The sequence below is a fragment of the Paenarthrobacter sp. 2TAF44 genome (genome assembly GCF_052114885.1).
Taxonomy (GTDB): Bacteria; Actinomycetota; Actinomycetes; order Actinomycetales; family Micrococcaceae; genus Arthrobacter.
In genome coordinates, this window is record NZ_JBFRFP010000027.1 from 47,618 (window position 1) to 69,838 (window position 22,221).

At 60.5% G+C, this 22,221-nt stretch carries 20 protein-coding genes; 15 read left to right on the forward strand and 5 right to left on the reverse strand.

What is annotated here, in order from left to right; translation table 11 throughout:
* Positions 1 to 107 precede the first annotated feature (107 nt).
* Positions 108 to 1,328 (forward strand): pyridoxal phosphate-dependent aminotransferase, encoded by a 1,221-nt coding sequence (locus AB4Z15_RS21075; RefSeq protein WP_442003669.1) that lies wholly within the window; start codon positions 108 to 110, stop codon positions 1,326 to 1,328.
* A gap of 52 nt (positions 1,329 to 1,380) precedes the next feature.
* On the forward strand, positions 1,381 to 2,235 hold the full coding sequence (locus AB4Z15_RS21080) for a polyphosphate kinase 2 family protein (protein WP_442018809.1): 855 nt from the start codon (positions 1,381 to 1,383) through the stop codon (positions 2,233 to 2,235).
* A 108-nt stretch (positions 2,236 to 2,343) separates the two neighbouring features.
* Here AB4Z15_RS21080 and AB4Z15_RS21085 read toward each other — a convergent pair whose 3' ends face one another.
* Together AB4Z15_RS21085 and xseA are read right to left on the reverse strand one after the other, a co-directional pair.
* A complete protein-coding gene (locus AB4Z15_RS21085; RefSeq protein ID WP_442018810.1) occupies positions 2,344 to 2,601 on the reverse strand; it encodes an exodeoxyribonuclease VII small subunit in 258 nt (85 codons plus the stop codon).
* A gap of 69 nt (positions 2,602 to 2,670) precedes the next feature.
* Positions 2,671 to 3,948 (reverse strand): exodeoxyribonuclease VII large subunit, encoded by a 1,278-nt coding sequence (gene xseA, locus AB4Z15_RS21090; RefSeq protein WP_442018811.1) that lies wholly within the window; start codon positions 3,946 to 3,948, stop codon positions 2,671 to 2,673.
* Positions 3,949 to 4,136: 188 nt separating this feature from the next.
* Between xseA and AB4Z15_RS21095 the strand changes: the two genes are divergently transcribed.
* Both AB4Z15_RS21095 and AB4Z15_RS21100 read left to right on the forward strand, forming a co-directional pair.
* Positions 4,137 to 5,009: a hypothetical protein gene (locus tag AB4Z15_RS21095; RefSeq protein ID WP_442018812.1), complete on the forward strand. Its 873-nt coding sequence runs from the start codon at positions 4,137 to 4,139 to the stop codon at positions 5,007 to 5,009.
* 9 nt (positions 5,010 to 5,018) lie between these two features.
* Complete coding sequence (locus AB4Z15_RS21100) at positions 5,019 to 6,104, forward strand: 4-hydroxy-3-methylbut-2-enyl diphosphate reductase (protein ID WP_442018813.1); 1,086 nt, start codon at positions 5,019 to 5,021, stop codon at positions 6,102 to 6,104.
* Positions 6,105 to 6,183: 79 nt separating this feature from the next.
* Here AB4Z15_RS21100 and AB4Z15_RS21105 read toward each other — a convergent pair whose 3' ends face one another.
* Complete coding sequence (locus tag AB4Z15_RS21105; protein WP_442018814.1) at positions 6,184 to 7,431, reverse strand: DNA recombination protein RmuC; 1,248 nt, start codon at positions 7,429 to 7,431, stop codon at positions 6,184 to 6,186.
* A gap of 110 nt (positions 7,432 to 7,541) precedes the next feature.
* Between AB4Z15_RS21105 and ychF the strand changes: the two genes are divergently transcribed.
* The 6 genes from ychF (at position 7,542) to AB4Z15_RS21135 (ending at position 15,130) form a co-directional block, all read left to right on the forward strand.
* Positions 7,542 to 8,627: a redox-regulated ATPase YchF gene (ychF, locus tag AB4Z15_RS21110; protein ID WP_442018815.1), complete on the forward strand. Its 1,086-nt coding sequence runs from the start codon at positions 7,542 to 7,544 to the stop codon at positions 8,625 to 8,627.
* A gap of 129 nt (positions 8,628 to 8,756) precedes the next feature.
* Entirely contained in the window at positions 8,757 to 9,269 is a 513-nt protein-coding gene (locus AB4Z15_RS21115) for a hypothetical protein (RefSeq protein WP_442018816.1), read from the forward strand.
* Positions 9,270 to 9,738: 469 nt separating this feature from the next.
* The gene (locus tag AB4Z15_RS21120; RefSeq protein ID WP_442018817.1) at positions 9,739 to 11,421 is read left to right on the forward strand and encodes a peptide ABC transporter substrate-binding protein; all 1,683 of its coding nucleotides are present in this window, start codon (positions 9,739 to 9,741) and stop codon (positions 11,419 to 11,421) included.
* 125 nt (positions 11,422 to 11,546) lie between these two features.
* On the forward strand, positions 11,547 to 12,476 hold the full coding sequence (locus tag AB4Z15_RS21125) for an ABC transporter permease (RefSeq protein WP_442018818.1): 930 nt from the start codon (positions 11,547 to 11,549) through the stop codon (positions 12,474 to 12,476).
* Entirely contained in the window at positions 12,466 to 13,410 is a 945-nt protein-coding gene (locus AB4Z15_RS21130) for an ABC transporter permease (protein WP_442003678.1), read from the forward strand. The genes AB4Z15_RS21125 and AB4Z15_RS21130 overlap by 11 nt, the downstream gene beginning before the upstream one ends.
* Before the next feature lie 10 nt (positions 13,411 to 13,420).
* Positions 13,421 to 15,130: a dipeptide ABC transporter ATP-binding protein gene (locus AB4Z15_RS21135; RefSeq protein WP_442018819.1), complete on the forward strand. Its 1,710-nt coding sequence runs from the start codon at positions 13,421 to 13,423 to the stop codon at positions 15,128 to 15,130.
* A 173-nt stretch (positions 15,131 to 15,303) separates the two neighbouring features.
* On the opposite strand, the gene AB4Z15_RS21140 is transcribed toward AB4Z15_RS21135, so the two are convergent.
* Entirely contained in the window at positions 15,304 to 16,155 is an 852-nt protein-coding gene (locus AB4Z15_RS21140; protein WP_442018820.1) for an SGNH/GDSL hydrolase family protein, read from the reverse strand.
* A gap of 282 nt (positions 16,156 to 16,437) precedes the next feature.
* On the opposite strand from AB4Z15_RS21140, the gene typA reads away from it, so the two are divergent.
* Together typA and AB4Z15_RS21150 are read left to right on the forward strand one after the other, a co-directional pair.
* On the forward strand, positions 16,438 to 18,354 hold the full coding sequence (typA, locus tag AB4Z15_RS21145; protein ID WP_442018821.1) for a translational GTPase TypA: 1,917 nt from the start codon (positions 16,438 to 16,440) through the stop codon (positions 18,352 to 18,354).
* Between the two features lie 33 nt (positions 18,355 to 18,387).
* Complete coding sequence (locus AB4Z15_RS21150) at positions 18,388 to 18,777, forward strand: hypothetical protein (RefSeq protein WP_442003682.1); 390 nt, start codon at positions 18,388 to 18,390, stop codon at positions 18,775 to 18,777.
* A gap of 27 nt (positions 18,778 to 18,804) precedes the next feature.
* Here the strand turns inward: AB4Z15_RS21150 and AB4Z15_RS21155 are convergent, their stop codons facing one another.
* Complete coding sequence (locus AB4Z15_RS21155; protein WP_442018822.1) at positions 18,805 to 19,035, reverse strand: putative acetyltransferase; 231 nt, start codon at positions 19,033 to 19,035, stop codon at positions 18,805 to 18,807.
* Positions 19,036 to 19,171: 136 nt separating this feature from the next.
* On the opposite strand from AB4Z15_RS21155, the gene fdxA reads away from it, so the two are divergent.
* The 3 genes from fdxA to AB4Z15_RS21170 all read left to right on the forward strand — a co-directional run bounded on the left by fdxA (position 19,172) and on the right by AB4Z15_RS21170 (position 22,177).
* On the forward strand, positions 19,172 to 19,498 hold the full coding sequence (fdxA, locus tag AB4Z15_RS21160) for a ferredoxin (RefSeq protein ID WP_018776555.1): 327 nt from the start codon (positions 19,172 to 19,174) through the stop codon (positions 19,496 to 19,498).
* 14 nt (positions 19,499 to 19,512) lie between these two features.
* Entirely contained in the window at positions 19,513 to 20,661 is a 1,149-nt protein-coding gene (dapC, locus tag AB4Z15_RS21165; RefSeq protein WP_442018823.1) for a succinyldiaminopimelate transaminase, read from the forward strand.
* Between the two features lie 232 nt (positions 20,662 to 20,893).
* Positions 20,894 to 22,177 carry a citrate synthase gene (locus AB4Z15_RS21170; protein ID WP_442018824.1) on the forward strand — a complete coding sequence of 428 codons (1,284 nt, stop codon included), beginning with the start codon at positions 20,894 to 20,896 and terminating at the stop codon, positions 22,175 to 22,177.
* Positions 22,178 to 22,221 lie beyond the last annotated feature (44 nt).

Here is a 22,221-nt window from a genome sequence, read left to right on the forward strand (position 1 = left end):
CCGCGTACGACGGCGGTGACGGACCCGTGCGGGGCTGTCACCGCCGTCGTCGTATCTGTGAGTTAAGTCTCAACTGAAGTCCATCCCCGGTGTGGCATATTTGAGGAATGGCGAATTTCAAGCAGTCCACCAAGCTTCATAATGTCCTTTACGACATCCGTGGACCGATTCTTCAGGCCGCCCAGCAGATGGAGGCGGAGGGTCACCGGATCCTCAAACTGAACATCGGAAACCCGGCTCCCTTTGGCTTTGAAGCGCCCGACGCCATTTTGGTGGACATGATCCGCCACCTGCCCAATGCCCAGGGCTACAGCGATTCCCGGGGCATTTTCTCCGCCCGGACGGCGGTATCCCAGTATTACCAAACCCGCGGAATCCAGAACATCCACGTTGATGACATCTACCTCGGCAACGGGGTCAGCGAGCTCATCACCATGTCCCTCATGGCCCTCCTTGAAGATGGCGACGAGGTCCTGATTCCCACGCCGGACTACCCCCTGTGGACGGCTTCCGTTGCCCTGGCTGGGGGTCGCCCCGTGCACTACCTCTGTGATGAGGAGTCGGGGTGGCAACCTGATCTCGAGGACCTCGAATCCAAGATCACGCCCCGAACCAAGGGCATCGTGGTCATCAATCCGAACAACCCCACGGGCGCCGTCTACCCCGAGGACACGCTCAAACAGATCGTTGCTTTGGCCGAAAAGCACGGCCTGGTCCTCTTTGCCGATGAAATCTACGAGAAAATCCTTTACGAAGACGCTGTCCACGTAAACCTTGCCGGACTGACTGGGGACGACGTCCTGTGCTTGACGTTCAGTGGACTGTCCAAGGCCTACCGTGTTTGCGGCTACCGCGCTGGCTGGATGGCCATTTCCGGTCCGAAGAAGGATGCTGCCGATTACCTTGAAGGCATCAACCTGCTGGCCAATATGCGCCTATGCGCCAACGTCCCGGCACAGCACGCCATACAAACAGCGCTTGGCGGCTACCAGAGCATCAACGATCTCATCCTGCCCGGTGGCAGGCTCCTGGAGCAGCGCAACAAAGCGTACGATCTCCTGAACGCGATCCCCGGTGTCAGCACGCAGCAAGCCAGGGGCGCCCTCTACCTTTTCCCCAAACTGGATCCAGAGGTTTACCACATCCGGGATGATGAGAAATTCGTCCTGGACCTGCTGAAGGAACAGAAGATCCTGGTCTCCCACGGGCGTGCCTTCAACTGGGTGCGGCCGGACCACTTCCGGATGGTGACGCTGCCCAACGTCAAGGATATTGAAGAGGCAATTGGCCGCATGGCGGACTTCCTGTCGAGGTACCCGGGGAACTAGCCTGAGGTCCATGGCCGCGTCATGAGGTCGCGTCCAGGCAGAAAGGCAAGCCATGTCCGTCGCAGTTGAGTTCGCCAAGAGTCCAGCCGATGAACTGAGGGTTGGGCCCGGTTTTTCCTTGGCCAGCGTGGATCCCAAGGCCACGCCGGGCTTTGTCGGCGCAAAGGCCGACGGCAAGTCCTTGCTGGCTGCTCAGGACGCCAGGCTCGCTGAACTGCAGGAGAAGCTTTTCGCGGAGGGTAAGTTCGGCAGCAATAAGCGGCTGCTGCTGATTCTTCAGGCCATGGACACGGCCGGCAAGGGCGGGATCGTCAGCCACGTCGTGGGCGCCATGGATCCACAGGGCGTGCAGTTGACGGCATTCAAAGCACCCACTGACGAGGAAAAGTCGCACGACTTTCTATGGCGCATCGAGAAAGAGGCGCCAGCCGCTGGAATGGTGGGAGTCTTCGACCGCTCCCACTACGAGGACGTCCTGATCCACCGAGTCCATGCATGGGCGGACGCCAGGGAATTGGAACGGCGCTATGCCGCTATCAATGATTTCGAATCCAGGCTGGTCCAGCAGGGAACCACCATCGTCAAGGTCATGCTCAACATCAGCCAGGACGAGCAAAAGAAGCGTCTTCTCGCGCGGCTTGATGATCCCAGCAAGCACTGGAAGTACAACCGGGGTGATCTCGCGGAGCGGGCGTTCTGGGATGACTACATGGATGCTTACAACACGGCCTTTGAGAAGACGTCCACGGACATCGCCCCCTGGCACGTTATTCCGGCAAACAAGAAGTGGTACGCGCGGATCGCAGTCCAGCAGCTGCTTTTGGACGCCCTGGAGGGCTTGTCCCTGGAGTGGCCGAAGGCGGATTTCGACGTCGCTACTGAACGTGCGCTTGTGGAGGAATCCTGAACGGCAGAGCTGTCGTTTTCGTCGGGTGAGCTGGTTGCCCGGAGGCGGGTAGCTCCGGAGCCGGTTGATCCCAGAGCCGGCTTGTCTGTGTCGTCTAGTCTGGGCCGTCTAGTCTGTGCTGGCGGCAGCTCCGCCGTCGTTGGTTGCGTCCCTGGCTGTTGCCAGCCGTTTACGGGCGCCCTCAAGCCAGTCCTCGCAACGTTTTGCCAACGCCTCGCCCCGCTCCCACAGCGCCAGCGATTCCTCAAGGCTGGCTCCGCCTGCTTCCAACCGGCTGACCACCGCCACAAGTTGTTCTCGGGCTTCCTCGTAACTGAGGGAATCCAAGTAATCCGGTGAAGGTGCTGCGGGATTGTTCTCTGTCATGGTGGTCCTTCGCGTTCGATGGTGAGTGTTTGTGCCAAGCAGTGTTTGTGGCGTGCAGCTGCCGTGAAATCAGCGCTCGACGAGTTGTGCTTGTCCAGTGGACACAGCCCTGAAGCGGCCTTCGGCGACACGGATGGCCAGCGGCGTGCCGTCCGGAGTCTGCGCCGGGTTACTGACCACTGTGTGTCCAGCTTGGTCTTCACCCACGATCTGGACAACGGCGTAGCCCCGGTCCAAGGTCTTTTGTGGAGACAACGCGCGCACCTGGGCACGCAGGTGGTGGACCTGGTCAAGCGCGCGGACCACGGCTGTGCTGACGGCAGCATGCGACCTCCGCTGAAGACGGGTGATGTCCTCTGAGCGGACTGCCACGATGGTGTCCGGCGTTGCCAGGACCGGCCGCGACCTTAAGGCGTGGAGCCTGTCCGTCTCCCTGTCCACCATCCTGCCAATGCTCCGACGAAGATGGTCCCGGGCCTGGCGGACCATGGCCAGTTCCTCAGTGACATCAGGAACGATGCGTTTAGCGGCGTCGGTGGGTGTGGAAGCCCTCAGGTCAGCTACGTCGTCCAGGATGGGACGGTCAGCTTCGTGGCCAATGGCGCTGACCACCGGCGTTGTTGCCGCAGCCACAGCCCTGATCAAGTCTTCATTGCTGAAGGGCAGAAGATCTTCCAAAGCGCCGCCACCCCTGGCGAGGACAATGACGTCCACGTGTGGATCGGCATCCAATGAACGGAGCGCGGCAATGATCTGTGCAACGGCCGTATTGCCCTGGACAGCTACCTCGCGAACGTCGAACTCAACGGCTGGCCAGCGCAGTGCCGCATTGCGGAGGACGTCCTTTTTGGCATCCGAATCCCGCCCTGTGATGAGCCCAATCCGGTGGGGGAGCAAGGGCAACTTCCGTTTGCGGGAGTCGGCGAACAGGCCTTCCGCGGCAAGGGCCTGACGCAGCCGCTCGATCCTGGCCAGGAGATCACCCAGGCCCACGGGCCGGATGTCTTTGACGGACATATTCAGTCGTCCGGTCTTGACCCAGAAGTCGGCCTTGACCAGGGCGACCACCCGGGAACCACGTTCCAGGGGTATCTTCTGGCGATCGAGGACCGTGGACCATACGGATGCCGGCAGGGAAATCTCAGCATCGACGTCCCGGAGTGTCAGGAAGGCGTTCCCGCCACGGCGGTTGAGTTCGATGACCTGACCTTCGATCCACGCCGCGGGAGCGCGCTCGATGTGGGCCTTTAGCTTCCTGGACAGCAACTGCAGGGGCCAAGGGTTATCCGGGCTGGTCTCCGCAGCGGTACCTGGCAGTGTCGATTCCGGGGTCGCGTCAGCTGCCATGGGTTATCCGTGCGTTTACCTGCATGTGTATATATCCTCGCTAGCTGTGCGGCCGTGGTCGCGGCCAATCGGTCCCTGGGCCGGCCTTCCAACTCTATCCATAGCTTTAGCAGTGAAGCCCGACATTTTTTCTATCCTGTGGACAGACCTAGGATGGTGGCACTGGCCCCTTACCCCGAGGATGACTTTTGCGCAGTTTCATTTCCGCGGTGGCAGTGGTCCTCGCCTTGATGCTCACGGCCGTCGCAGTTCCGGCCGCTTGGGCGGACGTCAACGTGGTCAAGGAGGACGGCTTCGTCCACCTGGCCGGCGCGTTGGGCAAGGATCCCGAGTTCCAGAGCCGACTTGCTACAGCTGCAGTGGGGAACTTCGAGTCCTCCGTAAATCTTCCGGAACCACTCAAATCAGTGGCGGCGGATGCCCTCAGGGAAGCCGCTTCCGGAATGCAGTCATGGCCTGAATATCCCAAAGCCTGGGAAGAAACGGCCAGGAACAGTCATCGGTTGAACTTCGAAGGCGGGAAGCAGGCGGAGGAGACGGTATCCCATACAGCCCTGCTCCTGGACATTGGCCCACTCATCAGGCTTATCCGCGACCGGTTGTCCTCCGCCAGCGGACTACAGATTGAGGTCCCGGCAGAAAGTTTAGTGACCATGGGTGAACCGTCCCAAAAGCAACTGGTTGAGCGGCTGGCGGCCTTCGCACCGCTCTGGTGGCTCGCCGCGTTGGGGGCAGTGGTGTCGGTCCTGTTGGCCCTCGCTGCAGCACGTCGCCGCTCCATAGTGATGGTCTCCCTCGGACTCGGCGGCTTGGTGCTTGTTGCGCTGTGGTCCGCGATGGTGGATCTGGCGGGCGGACTCATGGGAAGCCTCTCCAGCGGTAACGGTGTTGCAGAACTGTTCAAGCAGGAGTTCTTTTCGGCCGTCCGGACAGGCTTCGGTGAGTGGATCGTCATCGCTGCTGTGGTGTCCGGTGCAGTCTTGGCATTGGGTGTCATCGGCTGGATCCTGTCGGCGAGACGGCGGTCACCTTCTGCCAGCGGGCCGGGGCCGGGCCGGTAGCATGGAGGGATGACCAGCACAGCAGTTTCCATTCCGATGCCCACGGTGCCCCGCAGACGGCGATCACCGGAAGAGGTTCAGGCGGCGGCGCCGGTTACTGGACCCAAGAAGGTTCTGCTGGCGGCTCCCCGGGGCTATTGTGCCGGCGTGGACAGGGCTGTCATTGCTGTTGAGAAAGCCCTGGAACACTATGGACCTCCCGTTTATGTCCGCAAGCAGATCGTCCACAACGTGCACGTCGTCAGCTCCCTCGAGGAGCAAGGCGCCATTTTCGTCGAAGAAACGGATGAGGTTCCTGAAGGCGCCCTGGTGATCTTCTCGGCACATGGCGTGTCTCCTGCTGTAGTCCAGTCCGCCGAAGACCGCGGTCTTCGCACCATTGACGCTACCTGCCCCCTTGTTACCAAGGTCCACCGTGAAGCGGTGCGCTTCGCCAAGGAGGACTACGACATCCTGCTCATCGGCCACGAGGGCCACGAGGAAGTCGAAGGAACGGCCGGCGAGGCCCCGGAGCACATCCAGATCATCAACGGCCCTCACGAGGTAGACAAAGTCACCGTGCGGAATCCCGAGAAGACCATCTGGCTCTCGCAGACCACCCTGAGCGTGGACGAGACCATGGAGACCGTGCGCCTGCTTAAGGACCGGTTCCCCACGTTGCAGGACCCGCCCAGCGACGATATCTGCTATGCCACCACCAACCGCCAAGTGGCCATCAAGAAGATCGCTCCCCAGGCTGACCTGGTCATTGTGGTGGGTTCGGCCAACTCGTCCAACTCGGTGCGCCTCGTTGAAGTGGCACTTGAGTACGGCGCACGGTCCTCATACCGCGTGGATTTCGCGAACGAGGTGGATGAAAGCTGGTTCGAGGGCGTAGCCACGGTGGGCGTGACCTCCGGAGCTTCCGTCCCCGAAGTGCTCGTGCAGGACGTCCTCCGGCTTTTGGCGGACTACGGCTATGGCGAAGTCCAGGAAGTAGTCACGGCCGAGGAAGACCTTCTCTTCTCTTTGCCGAAGGAGCTTCGGGCCACGCTGAAGGAGGCTGGCGACGTGAGTCGGGCCCTTGGTGGCCGCGGGAACCGTCCCACCTCCTAGACGTATTTATCCTCGATGGATTTAGCAGGCCCGCTGTCGCAGCCTCCCCTTGGGAAGCTGCGACAGCGGGCCTTTCCTTTTAAGCCGCAGACTCCTCTTGGGCTGCTGAATCCTGGGAGTCCATGGCGAGCAGCTCGGGGGCAGCCAAGGCCCGGGGGACTGCTTCCACGGACATGGGTGTGGCGAGTCCGGCGTCGTCCATGGTGTTGAGTTTTCGCGCCGTGGGAAGTACGCGTGCTTCCAGTGTCCCGACCATCGCGTTATAGCGATCCACAGATGTCTTCAGCGAACTTCCGAGCTTCCCGACGTTCTCGCCCAGTGTGCCCATCCGTTCGTAGAGCTGCTTGGCCAGTTCGAAGAGTTCGTGGGCGCTGTCCGTCAGGACATCCTGCCGCCACGTGAAGGCGACGGACTTGAGGACCGCCAGCAGTGTTCCCGGAGAGGCCAGGACGACGTTCCGGGAAAGGGCGTACTCCAACAAAGCGGGATCGGCTTCAAGGGCTGAAGCCAAAATCGACTCCGCGGGGAGGAAACAGATGACGAGCTCCGGGGAGTTGCCCGGAATGTCCCAGTACTTCTTGGCTGCGAGGGCATCGATGTGGGCTTTGAGTGCCTTGGCGTGCTGTGCCAGGAGCGTCTTGGAATCCTGGTTGGCCGTTGGCCCAACCGATTCACCCATTGAGCCTTCACCGTGTACCTGTTCCTGCGCCGCCAGATAGGACGCCAACGGGACCTTGGCATCCACCACAAGTTGCTTGCCGCCCGGCAATTGCACCACAAGGTCCGGACGCAGGGTGTTCTCGCTCCGGCCGGAGTGCACTTGCTCGTGGAAGTCCACGTGGCGGAGCATCCCGGAGGCTTCGACAACCCTGCGTAACTGAACCTCGCCCCACTGACCGCGGGCACTATTGGATCGGAGTGCAGAAGCGAGGGCATGTGTGGAGCGTAGAAGCTGTTCGTCGGACAACCTGGCGTCCTGAAGTTGCTGTGCCAGCTGACCATATTGCTCCACCCGGTCGCGTTCCAGGAGCGAGACCTGCTGCTGTACCGCAGTGAGCTTCTCGGCCACGGGCCCCAAGGCCCGCAGCACGCTGCCGTCTGAGGTCCTTGAATCACTCAGCTCCCGGTTCTGTGCGAACAGAAGCCGGCGTTCGGCGTCGGCTGCTGCGAGCTGGGCAGTTACCTCCGAAAGGCGCGACGAAACGGCGTCGAAGTCCTCCTCCAACCCGGCCGTCCGGCGTCGAAAGACCACATATGCACTGCTGAGTCCCACCGCCGCTCCGATCAGCAACATGAGCAATGCCAAAACAAATCCAAATCCATCCATGTGGCAACCCTGTCACAGGGGTCCGACAGTTTTAGCGCAGGGCAGTCGACGGCGTTGGCTTCAGGAGCGAACAAGCATGGTCATCGCGGCAACGGGTAGAATAAATGCTCGTGGCTCTTACTATTGGCATCGTCGGACTGCCCAACGTCGGCAAATCAACTCTTTTCAACGCACTGACCCGCAACCAGGTGCTTGCTGCGAACTATCCCTTCGCAACGATCGAACCGAACGTCGGTGTCGTTAGCCTGCCGGATCCCCGTCTGGCCAAGCTGGCGGAGATCTTCGGTTCCCAGAAGTTGCTTCCCGCTCCTGTGTCCTTTGTGGACATCGCCGGCATCGTGAAGGGTGCGTCCGAGGGCGAAGGCCTGGGCAATAAGTTCCTGGCCAACATCCGCGAGGCAGAGGCCATCGCTCAGGTTGTTCGGGTATTTGACGATCCTGATGTCATCCACGTCGACGGCAAGGTTGATCCGCGCTCCGACATGGAGACCATCAATACCGAGCTGATCCTGGCAGACCTCCAGACCATCGAAAACGCGATCCCGCGTATCGAAAAAGAAGTCAAGATCAAGAAGCGCGATGCTGCGGAACTCGCTGCCATTAAGGCTGCCCAGGCTGTGCTGGAACGCGGCGACACCATCTTCTCTTCGATTAAGAGCGACAAGTTGGAGATGGGCCACCTCAAGGAGCTCGGACTTCTCACTGCAAAGCCCTTTATCTACGTCTTCAACGCCGATGAAGGCATTCTCGGTGACCAGGAAAAGCAGGACGAGTTGCGTGCCCTCGTCGCTCCCGCAGATGCCGTATTCCTCGACGCCAAACTCGAATCCGACCTCGTTGAACTGGACGAGGAAGAAGCCCGCGAAATGCTGGAAATGAACGGCCAGAGCGAATCCGGCCTTGACCAGTTGGCACGCGTTGGTTTCCACACCCTCGGCCTGCAGACGTACCTCACGGCTGGCCCCAAGGAAACCCGGGCCTGGACCATTCGCCAGGGCGACACCGCACCCCAGGCCGCCGGCGTGATCCACTCCGACTTCCAGCGCGGCTTCATCAAGGCTGAGGTTGTCTCGTTCGAGGACCTCATCGACGCCGGTTCCATGGCTGAGGCAAAGTCCCGCGGCAAGGTCCGCATCGAAGGCAAAGAGTACGTCATGGCCGACGGCGACGTGGTGGAGTTCCGCTTCAACGTCTAGGGCAGCCAAGCGGGCTACCCATTGTGCCCGATCCACTTCAACACGCCGATAACATGGGTATTTCACGAGTTGTCCACATAACGCCACGGGCCTGCTCGTTGCAGGCGGCGCCCTGGCGATACTTGGAGAATGGGAATCAGATACTACGCATACGCCTTCGACGGCGCCATCACTGACCAGGTGCTGTCCGACCCGTCCAGTGTCTTGTCGGCGGATCCGTTAGCTGATGCTTGGGGTCTTGAACCGGGGGCTGGGGTCAGTAGTACCACCTTCGAGCAATCGGTGCCTGAGCGCGACATGCTCTACCTGGACAAGGCGTGGCGGCAACTGCAGGCCTTCACTGCCCCTTTGGGGTCTGTAGTGGTGGCGAGACCTGCGTTTCGTATGTTTGAAGGAAGTGTGACTATGCATGACGACGGTTGGGAGCCGTGGGTGCAGGCACTGACTCCGTCCGATGTGGTGGCTATTGCTCAGGACTTGAACATTATCTCTGAGGCTGAGTTAAGTCTGCGGCTGCCGGTTTCGCCGCACATCGATAGGGCCTCGGACGTCCAGTATTCCGTTGGCTATCTTCGACGGGCGCGGGTTTTCGTCACCAATCTCGCGGACGCGGGCCGCGGCATGGTCTACCTGATCGGGTAGGGAACAATGCTGGCTCTACCGCTGGTTGCGGAAAGTGTTTGGACCTGGTCAGCCGGATCGAATTCTAAATGCGGTGACCCGTGGAGTTCCTCCTCGTTCGCAATGCCTGGCCCGCGTACTGCAGCCTGAACAGTCGGCGGGTTTGCACTAGACGCTCGACTCGCCCACGAACCCCGGTTCGGCTGAGCCTTCAGCCTCAACCGGGGTTTTTTTTGCCCAAAAACAGGCTTGTCCTGCTGTCAGACAGCGAATATTACCACCCAGTAGCTTTTGACTTGAAATTCCCGCCAGTTTAGGCATCTGGAGGTTGCGGAACGGTTACAGTTTGGCCAGCGAGTCCCAACATCCGGACACAATGTGGGTAGGCTTACACACACATGTAGGCAACGTCACAGTAGGAAAACTGCGTCTGCGCCTGGGGGTCATCACAAATTTCCCCTGATCAACTCCACGACTCATAGGAGGCGGAATGCGTTTCTCGCGCACTTCCAAAGCTCTAGGCGTAGCGGCGATAATCGCCCTCGCAGTGACCGGTTGCGGCGGCGGCTCCGGCAGCAACACGAACAGCTCTGCTGCAGCCGATCCCAACAAGGTCATCACCGCATACAGCAATGAACCGCAGAATCCGCTGCTGCCGGCCAACACCAACGAGGTGTATGGCGGTCGCGTCGTCGAGCTGCTGTTTGAAGGCCTTCGTGCCTACGACCCCAGCGGCAAGCCTGTCAATGCTCTGGCAGAGTCGATCGATACCTCCGATTCCCAGAACTGGACCATCAAGGTCAAGTCGGGAGCCAAGTTCACCAACGGCGAGGCCATCACAGCCAAGACGTTCGTTGATTCCTGGAACTTCGCGGCGCTGAGCACCAACCTCCAGAACAACGGCTTCTTCTTCGAGTCCATCGAGGGTTACGCCGATGTCAGCGCCGTCAATCAGACCACAGGCGCTGATGGCAAGAAGACTTCCACTCCGGCCCCCACCGCGCAGACAATGTCCGGGTTGGCAGCCAAGGACGATCAAACGATTACGGTGAAGCTGGCCCAGCCTGAGGCTGACTGGTCACTGCGCCTGGGCTACTCCGCCTTCTACCCGCTTCCTTCAGAGGCCCTGAAGGACCCGAAGAAGTTTGGCGAAAACCCGATTGGCAACGGACCGTACAAGTTCGCCAAGGAAGGTGCATGGGTCCATGACCAGTCCATCTCCCTCGTCAAGAACCCTGACTACAGCGGCCCCCGTGCGGCGAAGAACGGTGGAGTGACCTTCAAGTTCTACACCGATCCCGGCCCCGCATACACGGATCTCCAGGCTGACAACCTCGACGTCACCGACGTCCTGCCGTCCAATGCCCTGAAGACCTACACGACGGACTTCCAAGACCGTAACTCCACCAAGCCGGTCGCCAACAACTCCACGTTGAACATCCCGGGTTACAACCCGAACTTCCAGGGTGAAGCTGGCAAGTTGCGCCGCCAGGCGTTGTCCCACGCCATCAACCGTGAAGAGATCACCAAGGTGATCTTCAACGGCACGCGTACTCCGGCTACCGAATTCACGGCTCCCGTTCTGGATGGCTACAACGACCACATCCCGGGCAGTGACGTCCTGAAGTTCGACGTTGCCAAAGCCAAGGATCTTTGGGCTCAAGCTGAGAAGATCAAGCCGTATGACGGTTCAAAGCCGCTGCAGATCGCTTCCAACACCGATGGTGGCAACAAGGAATGGATCGACGCCGTTGCGAACGGCTTCAAGAACAACCTCGGTATCAATGCTGAAATCCAGCCATTCGCCAAGTTTGCTGAAGTCCTGGACCTGCGCAAGTCGCAGTCCCTTCCGGGCCTGACGCGTGCTGGCTGGCAGGGTGACTACCCGTCGCTCTACAACTTCCTTGGACCGGTTTGGGCAACCAACGCATCGTCGAACTACGAGAAGTACTCGAACCCCGAGTTCGACAAGCTGCTCAAGGAAGGCCTTGCCGCCAAGACGCCTGAGGACGCCAACACCAAGTTCAACAAGGCACAGGAGATCCTGTTCCAGGACCTCCCCGGCCTTCCGCTGTGGTACTTGAACCGCCCGATTGTGTGGAGCAACAACGTTGTCTCAGCTGAAACTGGCTGGAATGGCGGAATCCTCTACTACAACATCCAGGCCAAGTAATCCCCAGGATCTGACCTTGCCGTGAGGCATGGGGGCCCGGCCTTAAAGCCGGGCCCCCATTGCCTTGTTTCGGCAGGAAGGCAAACATGACACACCAACGCCCATCAAGCGGAAAGGGGTGACCCGTGGTTCGCTATATCTTGCGTAGGCTCCTTCAGGTAATTCCCGTTTTCCTTGGAACCACCCTCCTTGTCTACTACATGGTGTTCGCCCTTCCGGGGGACCCCATCGCCGCCCTGTTCGGTGAGCGCCAGCCGCCGCAGAGCGTTATTGACGCGCTTCGCGCCCAATACAACCTGGACCAGCCGTTCTGGGTCCAGTACGGGATCTTCCTGAAGAACCTGTTCACCTTCAACCTCGGTGTCGACTTCACCCAGCAACCCATCTCAGCCGCTCTGGCAAGGGCATTCCCGGTTACCGCGATGCTCGCCGTTGAAGCGCTCATCATCCAGGCCGTCTTTGGCATTGCTTTTGGCGTCTTCGCTGGGCTTCGCAAAGGCAAACTCTTCGACTCCACCGTGCTCATTATGTCGCTGGTCGTGATTGCCGTTCCCACCTTCGTCCTGGGCTTCGTTTTCCAGCTCATTTTTGGTGTTCAACTCGGTTGGGCCAAACCTACCGTGGGTGCCAATGCTGACTGGGGAAACCTGATACTTCCGGCAGTGGTTTTGGGGCTCGTCTCCTTCGCGTATGTCCTTCGCCTCACCAGGGCGTCTGTCAGCGAGAACATGAACGCAGACTACGTGCGTACTGCCACGGCCAAAGGCCTTTCGCGTCCGCGTGTGATCATGGCCCATATTCTGAGGAACTCGCTGATCCCTGTTGTGACCTATCTGGGCGCAAACCTGGGTGGCCTGATGGGAGGGGCCATCGTCACCGAAGGCATCTTCAACGTCCCCGGAGTTGGGAACAAACTCTTCCAAGCCATTCAGCGCAGCGAGGGTCCCACCATTGTTGCGATCGTGAGTGTCCTGGTCTTGGTTTTCGTCGTGACCAACCTCTTGGTTGACCTCCTGTACGCCTGGCTTGACCCGAGGATCCGCTATGACCAGTAATACCGAACACTTCGTTGCCCCTGTCGATGAAACCCCGCTGCTGGCCACTGATGCCGTCAAGACGGATCAGGCGCCCCTGAGCCTATGGGCCGATGCGTGGCGAAAGCTGCGCCGCCGTCCCATGTTCATCGTCTCCTCGCTGCTGATCCTGTTGTTGCTGACGGTTGCCCTCTTCCCAGGGCTGTTTACCAGCGTGGCGCCAAACAACGACTGCCAGTTGGCCAACTCTGAGGCGGGCCCAACTTCAGGACACCCGCTAGGTTTCACCCTGCAAGGCTGTGACGTCTATTCCCGGGTTGTCCATGGCACACAAGCTTCGTTGTCTGTCGGCATCCTGTCCGTCCTTGCCGTAATCATCATTGGTGTCACGCTCGGTGCTTTGGCTGGCTACTATGGCGGTTGGCTGGATGCTGTCCTGGCCCGTCTGGGTGACATTTTCTTTGCCTTGCCGATCATCCTCGGCGCCCTGGTCATCACTCAGTTGCCGCTGTTCCGCGAGAACAGGAGCGTTTGGACGGTCGTCCTGACGATATCCTTGCTGGCCTGGCCGCAAATGGCCCGTATTACCAGAGGCGCAGTGATTGAGGTGCGCAACGCGGACTTCGTTACAGCGGCCCGGTCTCTTGGTGTTTCCAAGTTTGGGGCGTTGGTCAAGCACGCCTTGCCAAATGCCCTGGCTCCGGTAATTGTTCTGGCCACGCTGGAACTTGGCGTGTTCATCGTCCTGGAAGCGACATTGTCCTTCCTTGGCGTGGGCCTGCCTACCAGCGTGATGTCGTGGGGTAACGATATTTCAGCGGCCAATGCCTCTATTCGAACCAACCCCGGAATCCTGCTCTATCCGGCAGCCGCCCTGTCCATCACCGTCCTGAGCTTCATCATGCTTGGCGACGCCGTTCGCGATGCTCTTGATCCCAAGAGCCGTCAGCGCTAAGGAGGCGAACATGGCTTCTGCCAACGTACGAATCAACGAAGTCACCTCACAGGTACGGCCAATCCTGGAAGTCAAGGATCTGGCCATCACCTTCAAGACCGGCTCGGGTGAAGTGAAGGCCGTCAAAAACGCCCACTTGACCATCATGCCCGGCGAAACCGTCGCGATCGTGGGGGAGTCCGGTTCAGGAAAGTCGACGACGGCCCTGGCTGCCATCGGCTTGTTGCCGAACAATGGACGCGTCTCAGGTGGGCAGATTCTGCTGGACGGCGAGGACATCTCGCATGCGCCGGAACGACGCATGATTGAACTCCGCGGCAGCCATATCGGTATGGTTCCCCAGGACCCGATGTCCAACCTCAATCCCGTGTGGAAGATCGGCTACCAGGTTCGCGAGACCCTCAAGGCCAATGGTCGTCCGGACGGGCCCGAAGACGTTGCCCGGGTTTTGGCGGAGGCGGGTCTTCCCGATGCTGCGCGGCGAGCCAAGCAGTATCCGCACGAGTTCTCCGGCGGTATGCGCCAGCGGGCTCTTATCGCTATCGGTCTGAGTTGCCAGCCCAAGCTCCTGATCGCGGATGAGCCTACGTCTGCATTGGACGTCACCGTCCAGCGCAAGATCCTGGATCACTTGGACAAAATGACTACGGAGCTCGGTACATCGGTGCTGCTCATCACCCACGACCTCGGCCTTGCTGCCGAGCGCGCGGACAAGGTAGTGGTTATGTACCAGGGCAACGTTGTGGAGGCGGGTCCTTCACTGGAACTGCTGCAGAACCCGCAGCACCCCTACACAAAGCGACTCGTGGAATCGGCGCCCTCGCTCGCCTCCCGGCGCATTCAGGTGGCGAAGGAGCTGGGCGTGGAAGCCAGCGACCTCTTGGCGCCTGTCGCGGCAATTAAGAAGCACGCAACCGACGAGGTCCTGCAGATCCGAAACCTGCGCAAGATCTACAAGCTCCGGCAGGGCCTGGGCCAGACCTCAGACTTCGCTGCAGTGGACGACATCAGCTTCGACGTCAAGCGCGGAACCACTACGGCGATTGTGGGGGAGTCGGGTTCGGGTAAATCCACCGTGGCCAAAATGGTCCTCCAACTTGAGAAGCCTACCGAGGGCCAGATTGTGTTCGACGGCGTCGATACTGCTGGACTCAAAGGCAAGGACCTCTTCAAGTTCCGGCGGCGGGTGCAGCCGATTTTCCAGGATCCTTACGGCTCCCTGGATCCGATGTACAACATCTTCCGGACCATCGAAGAGCCTCTGCGGGTGCACAAGATCGGAAATGCGGCCAGTCGCGAAAAGAAGGTCCGCGAGCTGTTGGACCAGGTGGCTTTGCCACAGTCCATGATGCAGAGGTATCCGAACGAGCTTTCAGGTGGCCAGCGACAACGCATTGCGATTGCCCGTGCCTTGGCCTTGGATCCGGAAGTGATCATCTGTGATGAGGCCGTCTCCGCGTTGGACGTACTCGTCCAGGCGCAGGTGCTGAACCTTCTCGCCGACCTTCAGGACAACCTTGGTCTGACGTACTTGTTCATTACCCACGACCTCGCCGTTGTGCGCCAGATCGCCGACCACGTCTGCGTCATGGAAAAGGGCCAGCTCGTAGAAACGGGCAGCACGGACGATGTCTTCGACAACCCGCGCGAGGCCTACACGCAGGCACTGTTGGATGCCATTCCTGGCGGTTCGCTGCTGCTGCCGCCCGCGGTGGCCTGACCGACGTCGTACTCTCTGCTGACGAGACAACAGCAGCCGAGGAGACAAAAGCAAGAGCCGGTGGCTCCCACGAGAGGGAACCGCCGGCTCTTGCCGTTAAATCACTCGTTGTTAGGCCTGCTCTGCATCCCAAATCACCCGCAAAAGGCGCAAAGCAAGCCCCGCAACGGCATCTATTCGGGTGAAACGGACGGGTCGGTGTCGGGGTGTGCCGTCAGACCAAGTGCCGTGAGTTCGCGCGCCAGAACGCTGCCCAACTTCGCGTGCCCGGATGGCTTGAGGTGGACGCCGTCCTGGAGATCGGCAACGGCATCGTAGCGGGTGAGCCAGTCGCCCGCGCTGACAAACGGGATCGCTTGCTTGGCGGCGATCCGGCCAAGGAGTGCGTCCACCTCGGAACGGCGGCCGCCACCGTTGTCGGCTCCGCGTGCCAACGTCCCGATCATTGCCAGCCGGGCACCCGGATAGCGCTTCTTGAGCGCACCGAGGAGCCGGTCGGCGTTACTCGTGATCTGGGCGTCAGTGGCCTTTTGGGAGGCGTCGTTGCCACCACCCTGGACCACGATCAGTGGCGGATCTCCGTAAGGCAGCAGCCAGTCCCCACGCTGGAGCGCGTCGATGTAATTGCCTGTCTTGCCGTTGGAAGCTACGAATCCCGTGCCACCCATGCCCACGACGTGCAATTTGTACCCAAGCGCCGAGATTCCCCTTTGCGGCCATGAGTCCTTCGGCATGGCCTGGGAATCGCCAATCAACACCGCGGTGTGGCGCACATCGGCGAGGACCACTTCGTCGCGGTTGTTCGCCGGATTCCTGTAGAGGGAGCCCACTGGCAGGTCAAGGGGGCTCGGAGCAGGCGCCACCCTAAGGGGTTTGTCCGCCGCTGAAGTCTCCGCGGGAACTGGCGCGGCTGAGCGCGAGGGTGTGAATTGTGGGGTTGCTTGGTTTGGTCCGCAGCCGACCACAAGAACGCCAACGGCGATCAAGGGTGCGAGCAGGCGGAACGCGGCCGAGGCTTTGCGCATCGTTGGTCTCCGTGTGGCACTGGTTCTGCAGCAATCATGGGGCACTGGAAGCAGAAAATCCAGCATCTTGACTGCCGGTTACTAAAGCGTGATGTGCTGTGATGGACGCCACAATCGGACGGTAAATGGCTTGCTTTTTAGGCTGATAAATGCAACTGCGTTTAGACTTGCTGTAGGTGCCCTGTGTCCCGGGGTCTTTTTCGTTGTGTGTTCCGATCACGTGATCAGGTATGCGCGCGGATACAAACAACTGACTTCACCACTGAAACGAGTCATAAACGCATGTCTGAAACCATCACCAACACTGCGTCGCGGAGCGATCTGCGCAACGTCGCGATCGTCGCACACGTTGACCACGGTAAGACCACCCTGGTCGACGCCATGCTCAAGCAGACCAACTCCTTCGCTTCCCACGGTGAGGTTGAGGACCGCGTCATGGACTCCGGTGACCTGGAGCGCGAAAAGGGCATCACGATCCTCGCCAAGAACACCACGGTTGCCTACAACGGCCCGTCGTCCAACGGCGAAACCATCACCATCAACGTCATCGACACCCCCGGCCACGCCGACTTCGGTGGCGAGGTTGAGCGCGGTCTTTCCATGGTCGACGGCGTTGTCCTGCTGGTCGACTCCTCTGAAGGCCCGCTGCCCCAGACCCGCTTCGTGCTCCGCAAGGCCCTTGCTGCGCACCTCCCGGTGATCCTCCTGGTCAACAAGACGGACCGTCCCGACGCCCGCATCGATGAAGTTGTCCACGAGTCCATGGACCTGCTCCTGGGCCTGGCTTCGGACCTTGCTGACGAAGTTCCGGACCTGGACCTGGACAAGGTCCTGGAAGTTCCGGTCGTCTACGCTGCTGCCAAGGTTGGCCGCGCCTCCCTGGACCAGCCGGACAACGGCTCCGCCCCGGACAACGAGGACCTTGAGCCCCTTTTCAAGACCATCATCGAGCACATCCCCGCTCCCACCTACAACCCGGATGGCGTGCTTCAAGCGCACGTGACCAACCTGGACGCTTCGCCGTTCCTTGGCCGCCTCGCCCTGCTCCGCATCTACAACGGCACGCTCCGCAAGGGCCAGACGGTTGCCTGGGCCCGTGCCAACGGTGAACTCAAGAACGTCAAGATCACTGAACTCCTGGCCACCAAGGCACTGACCCGCGTTCCTACCGAGTCGGCCGGGCCGGGTGAAATCGTTGCCGTTGCAGGTATCGAGGAAATCACCATCGGTGAAACCCTTACGGACGCCGAGAACCCGCAGCCGTTGCCATTGATCACCGTGGATGACCCCGCGATCTCCATGACCATCGGTATCAACACCTCGCCGCTGGCCGGCAGGGTCAAGGGAGCCAAGGTCACCGCCCGCCAGGTGAAGGACCGCCTGGACAAGGAACTGATCGGTAACGTCTCCATCAAGGTTCTGCCCACCGAGCGTCCGGACGCTTGGGAAGTACAGGGCCGTGGCGAGCTCGCCCTGGCAATCCTCGTTGAGCAGATGCGTCGCGAAGGCTTCGAGCTGACCGTTGGCAAGCCGCAGGTAGTCACCAAGACCATCGACGGCAAGATCCACGAGCCGATGGAACACATGACCATCGACGTCCCCGAAGAGTACCTCGGTGCCGTAACGCAGCTCATGGCCGCCCGCAAGGGCCGCATGACCAACATGGCCAACCACGGCACTGGCTGGTGCCGCATGGAATTCATCGTTCCTGCCCGTGGCCTCATCGGCTTCCGCACCAAGTTCCTCACCGACACCCGTGGTGCCGGTATCGCGGCTTCCATCTCCGAAGGCTACGAGCCGTGGGCCGGTCCCATCGAATACCGCACCAACGGTTCGATGGTTGCCGACCGCGCCGGTGTCGTGACACCGTTCGCCATGATCAACCTGCAGGAGCGCGGTTCCTTCTTCGTGAAGCCCACCTCCGAGGTTTACGAAGGCATGATCGTGGGCGAGAACTCACGCGCCGACGACATGGACGTCAACATCACCAAGGAAAAGAAGCTCACCAACATGCGTGCAGCTTCCTCGGACACCTTCGAGAACCTGACGCCGCCGCGCGACCTGACGCTCGAAGAGTCCCTCGAATTCGCACGTGAAGACGAGTGCGTTGAGGTGACGCCGGAGGATATCCGTATCCGCAAGCTCATCCTCGATTCCAACGAGCGCGCCAAGGCCAACCGCGCCCGCGCAAAGGCCTAGTCCGGCCCGGTTGAACCCGGCTGGAACAGCAGAATGAACAAGGGAGTCGCCAGTATGGCCCGTGGCATCGCCGCGGCCGTGCTGGCGGCTCTTTTGGTTGCTGCGGCAGGAACGGCACTCCACCGGCAGACCATGGTGATCTCCGGCGTCGACGTCCCGTGGGGCGTCTGCGCCGCGCTGTTGCTGCTCGCGTCGGTGCAGTTGTGGCTGGCAGCTTGGTCGGGTTCAGTTATCCCGACGGCGGTAGCAGGCGTGGTGGTTTATGCCACCGTCGGTGCATTGTCGTCAGGGGGACGCGACAAACAGTTGTTGCTAGGGGACGCCGCGGGCAACATCTGGGTTTATGGCATAGCTGCAGTCACGTTGATCATGCTTGTTGTTGCCAGCCGTATGGTGAAGCGATGGCGGACAGCTGTTCAGTAGGTAGTGTCCCGCGCACAGCTGCCACCACTACTGGCGCCGGGACGGTGGTGGGGGAACTTCTTTCGCTGCGATGACCAGCGCAAGTGGAATTTCGACGTCGGACGTTCGCGTTCGTACGGTGCAGCTGCTTTCTGTGGTGGTCAGCAGATACCCCAGCGCATCGGTCAGGCCGTCTTGGATCCTGTAGCGGACTACCACCCGAATGCCCGGCTGGGCTTTGAGCAGAAATTGTCGAGGTGGCAAATGCGGGGGAGTCACCGTTTCATACTAAGACGCGGGCTAGGTTGGCGTCATAGCACTGTTGGATAATAGGGTCAGAAGTTGAGTGTCCGGCATGCTGCCGGCCGTATTACCCCGGCTATTGGCCGGGACAAACCGTGGAGAGGTCTGGGACGTGACGTACGTAATCGCGCAGCCGTGTGTAGATGTCAAGGACAAGGCATGTATCGAAGAATGCCCTGTTGACTGCATTTACGAAGGTGAGCGTTCCCTCTACATCCACCCGGATGAATGCGTTGACTGTGGTGCTTGCGAACCCGTATGCCCTGTTGAGGCCATCTACTATGAGGATGACACTCCGGAAGAGTGGGCTGACTACTACAAGGCCAACGTCGAATTCTTTGACGATCTTGGCTCCCCGGGCGGCGCTGCGAAGATCGGCAACACCGGCAAGGACCACCCGTTCATTGCCGCACTGCCCCCGCAGAACCAAGACCACTAAGGGCGGTTGCTTCCTTGATTTCCGCGGCACCGGCCTTTGGCCTTAACCTGCCCGACTACCCGTGGGAGGCCATGGCACCGTATGTGGCCACAGCCGCCAAACATCCCGGGGGTGCCGTTAACCTCTCGATCGGAACCCCGGTTGATCCCACTCCAGGGCTGATCCGCGACGCATTGGCTGCGGCGTCGGACGCCCACGGCTACCCGACTGTGCATGGCACCCAAGCCTTGAGGCAGGCCGTCGTGGACTGGTTTGCGACCCGCCGCGGAGTCCCCAATCTGGATCCAAAGGACGTTATGCCCACGGTGGGCTCCAAGGAGCTCGTCGCCTGGTTGCCTTTCCTGCTGGGCCTTGGCAACGGGGACATCGTAGTCAGGCCTACCGTTGCCTACCCCACGTACGACATCGGCGCGATGCTGGCGGGAGCTACCGCCGTAGCGGCGGATAGCCTGGACGAACTGGATGCCGCTACTCGTGCAAGGGTTCGCTTGGTCTGGATCAACTCGCCGGGCAATCCCACGGGCAGTGTCCGGAGCGTGGAATCTCTACAACAGATCGTCAACCAGGCGCGCGAAATCGGCGCCGTAGTGGCCTCCGACGAATGCTACGCCGAGCTTGGCTGGGGTGAGTGGGATGTCCAGCGTGGGGGAGAAGCTGTCCCGAGCATCCTGGACCCGCGGGTTTCCGGTGGTTCCACGGATGGCCTCCTTTGCGTCTATTCCCTGAGCAAGCAGTCCAACCTCGCTGGCTATCGGGCTGCTTTCGTAGCTGGCGATTCCGCGATTATGGCCAACCTTGTTAACAGCCGGAAGCACGCGGGAATGATCGTGCCCTACCCGGTGCAAGAGGCGATGCGCGTCGCTTTGGGCGATTCGAACCACGTGCTTGCCCAAAAGGACCTCTACCGCGGGCGGCGCGAGAGAATCGTCCCGGCACTTGAGAAGTTCGGATTGCAGATCCATGACTCCAACGCCGGCCTTTATCTATGGTCTACCGCCGGTGAAGCTACGTGGGACACGGTTGCCCGGTTCGCTGAGCTGGGGATCGTCGTAGGACCCGGTGTTTTCTACGGTGATGCCGGCAATGGCTTCATCCGGGTGGCACTGACGGGCAGCGATGAACGCATTGACGCGGCCGTGGAGAGGTTAAGCTCAGGGTCATAACAATGCTGTGACTTGTGCCACAAGTCGCGTCATTCCGCCAGTAACCGGACGGAACGGATTAGTTCCGGAGGGTTACTGGCGGTAGCTTTTTAACTGACTATCAATGGTGGCCTTCAATAAGAAAGCACTGCGGTCGTTGGAGCCCTGCAACAGTGGGGCCGAAGACGGCGTCACCAGAAGTTGGTTGGACAAGCGTTCTATAGAGGCCCAGAGGCCTCATGAAGGGGACTCCATGACTGAGACCACCAGCGCGACACTGCGCCATGCCGGCGGCGAACTTGAACTGCCGCGCATCCAGGTTGTAGAAGGAAACGAAGGTTATGACGTTTCCAAGCTGCTGAAGCAGACGGGCGCCGTTGCCTATGACCCCGGCTTCATGAACACAGCGGCCACCACCTCGGCTATAACGTACATCGACGGCGACGCAGGCATCCTGCGGTACCGCGGGTACCCGATCGAGCAACTCGCCCAGCACTCGAGCTTCCTTGAAGTTTCCTACCTGCTCATCTACGGCAACCTTCCCACTCCCACGGAGCTGGAAGCCTTCGATCAGCGGATCCGGCACCACACGCTCCTGCATGAGGAACTGAAGGGCTTCTTCGGCGGATTCCCCCGCGACGCCCACCCCATGCCGGTGCTTTCCTCGGCCGTTTCGGCGTTGTCCACGTTCTACCAGGACTCGCTGGATCCCTTCAACGCGGAGCACGTGGAAGTTTCCACCATCCGTCTCATGGCCAAACTGCCCGTTATTGCCGCTTACGCCCACAAGAAGTCCATCGGCCAGCCGATGCTCTACCCGGACAACTCCATGAACCTCGTGGAAAACTTCCTGCGGTTGAGCTTTGGCCTCCCGGCCGAGCAGTACGAGCTGGATCCGATTGTGGTCAAGGCCCTGGACCTGCTGCTCATCCTGCACGCTGACCACGAGCAGAACTGTTCCACCTCCACTGTCCGCTTGGTGGGTTCCTCCAATGCAAACCTCTTCGCGTCAGTTTCTGCCGGCATCAACGCCCTCTTTGGCCCCGCACACGGCGGCGCCAATGAGGCCGTGCTGAAGATGCTGCGCCAGATCCAGGCGGACGGCATCAAGCCCGAGGACTACATGGAGAAGGTCAAGAACAAGGAAGACGGCGTCCGCCTCATGGGCTTCGGGCACCGTGTCTACAAGAACTACGATCCCCGTGCCAAGATCATCAAGGCAACGGCCCACGAGGTCCTGGGCAAGCTCGGCGGCAACGACGAACTGCTGGACATCGCGATGCGCCTTGAAGAGAAGGCCCTGGCTGATGACTACTTCATCCAGCGCAAGCTGTACCCGAACGTGGACTTCTATACTGGCCTGATCTACAAGGCGATGGGTTTCCCGGAGAAGATGTTCACCGTCCTCTTCGCCATTGGCCGCCTCCCGGGCTGGATTGCCCAGTGGCGCGAAATGATCAACGATCCCCAGACCAAGATCGGCCGCCCGCGGCAGCTCTACACAGGGGAGCCGGAGCGCAACTACCCGGCCAACTAGCACCAGGCAAGTCACGACGGCGGCCGCCCACCTCGCGCGAGGTG

Coding starts and splice junctions, on each gene's coding strand:
- AB4Z15_RS21085 (WP_442018810.1), bottom strand. CDS start 2,601: ATGACAGAGAACAATCCCGCAGCACCTTCACCGGATTACTTGGATTCC.
- AB4Z15_RS21100 (WP_442018813.1), top strand. CDS start 5,019: ATGACCAGCACAGCAGTTTCCATTCCGATGCCCACGGTGCCCCGCAGA.
- xseA (WP_442018811.1), bottom strand. CDS start 3,948: ATGGCAGCTGACGCGACCCCGGAATCGACACTGCCAGGTACCGCTGCG.
- AB4Z15_RS21130 (WP_442003678.1), top strand. CDS start 12,466: ATGACCAGTAATACCGAACACTTCGTTGCCCCTGTCGATGAAACCCCG.
- AB4Z15_RS21120 (WP_442018817.1), top strand. CDS start 9,739: ATGCGTTTCTCGCGCACTTCCAAAGCTCTAGGCGTAGCGGCGATAATC.
- AB4Z15_RS21105 (WP_442018814.1), bottom strand. CDS start 7,431: ATGGATGGATTTGGATTTGTTTTGGCATTGCTCATGTTGCTGATCGGA.
- AB4Z15_RS21135 (WP_442018819.1), top strand. CDS start 13,421: ATGGCTTCTGCCAACGTACGAATCAACGAAGTCACCTCACAGGTACGG.
- AB4Z15_RS21075 (WP_442003669.1), top strand. CDS start 108: ATGGCGAATTTCAAGCAGTCCACCAAGCTTCATAATGTCCTTTACGAC.
- AB4Z15_RS21150 (WP_442003682.1), top strand. CDS start 18,388: ATGAACAAGGGAGTCGCCAGTATGGCCCGTGGCATCGCCGCGGCCGTG.
- typA (WP_442018821.1), top strand. CDS start 16,438: ATGTCTGAAACCATCACCAACACTGCGTCGCGGAGCGATCTGCGCAAC.
- AB4Z15_RS21080 (WP_442018809.1), top strand. CDS start 1,381: ATGTCCGTCGCAGTTGAGTTCGCCAAGAGTCCAGCCGATGAACTGAGG.
- AB4Z15_RS21170 (WP_442018824.1), top strand. CDS start 20,894: ATGACTGAGACCACCAGCGCGACACTGCGCCATGCCGGCGGCGAACTT.
- AB4Z15_RS21115 (WP_442018816.1), top strand. CDS start 8,757: ATGGGAATCAGATACTACGCATACGCCTTCGACGGCGCCATCACTGAC.
- AB4Z15_RS21140 (WP_442018820.1), bottom strand. CDS start 16,155: ATGCGCAAAGCCTCGGCCGCGTTCCGCCTGCTCGCACCCTTGATCGCC.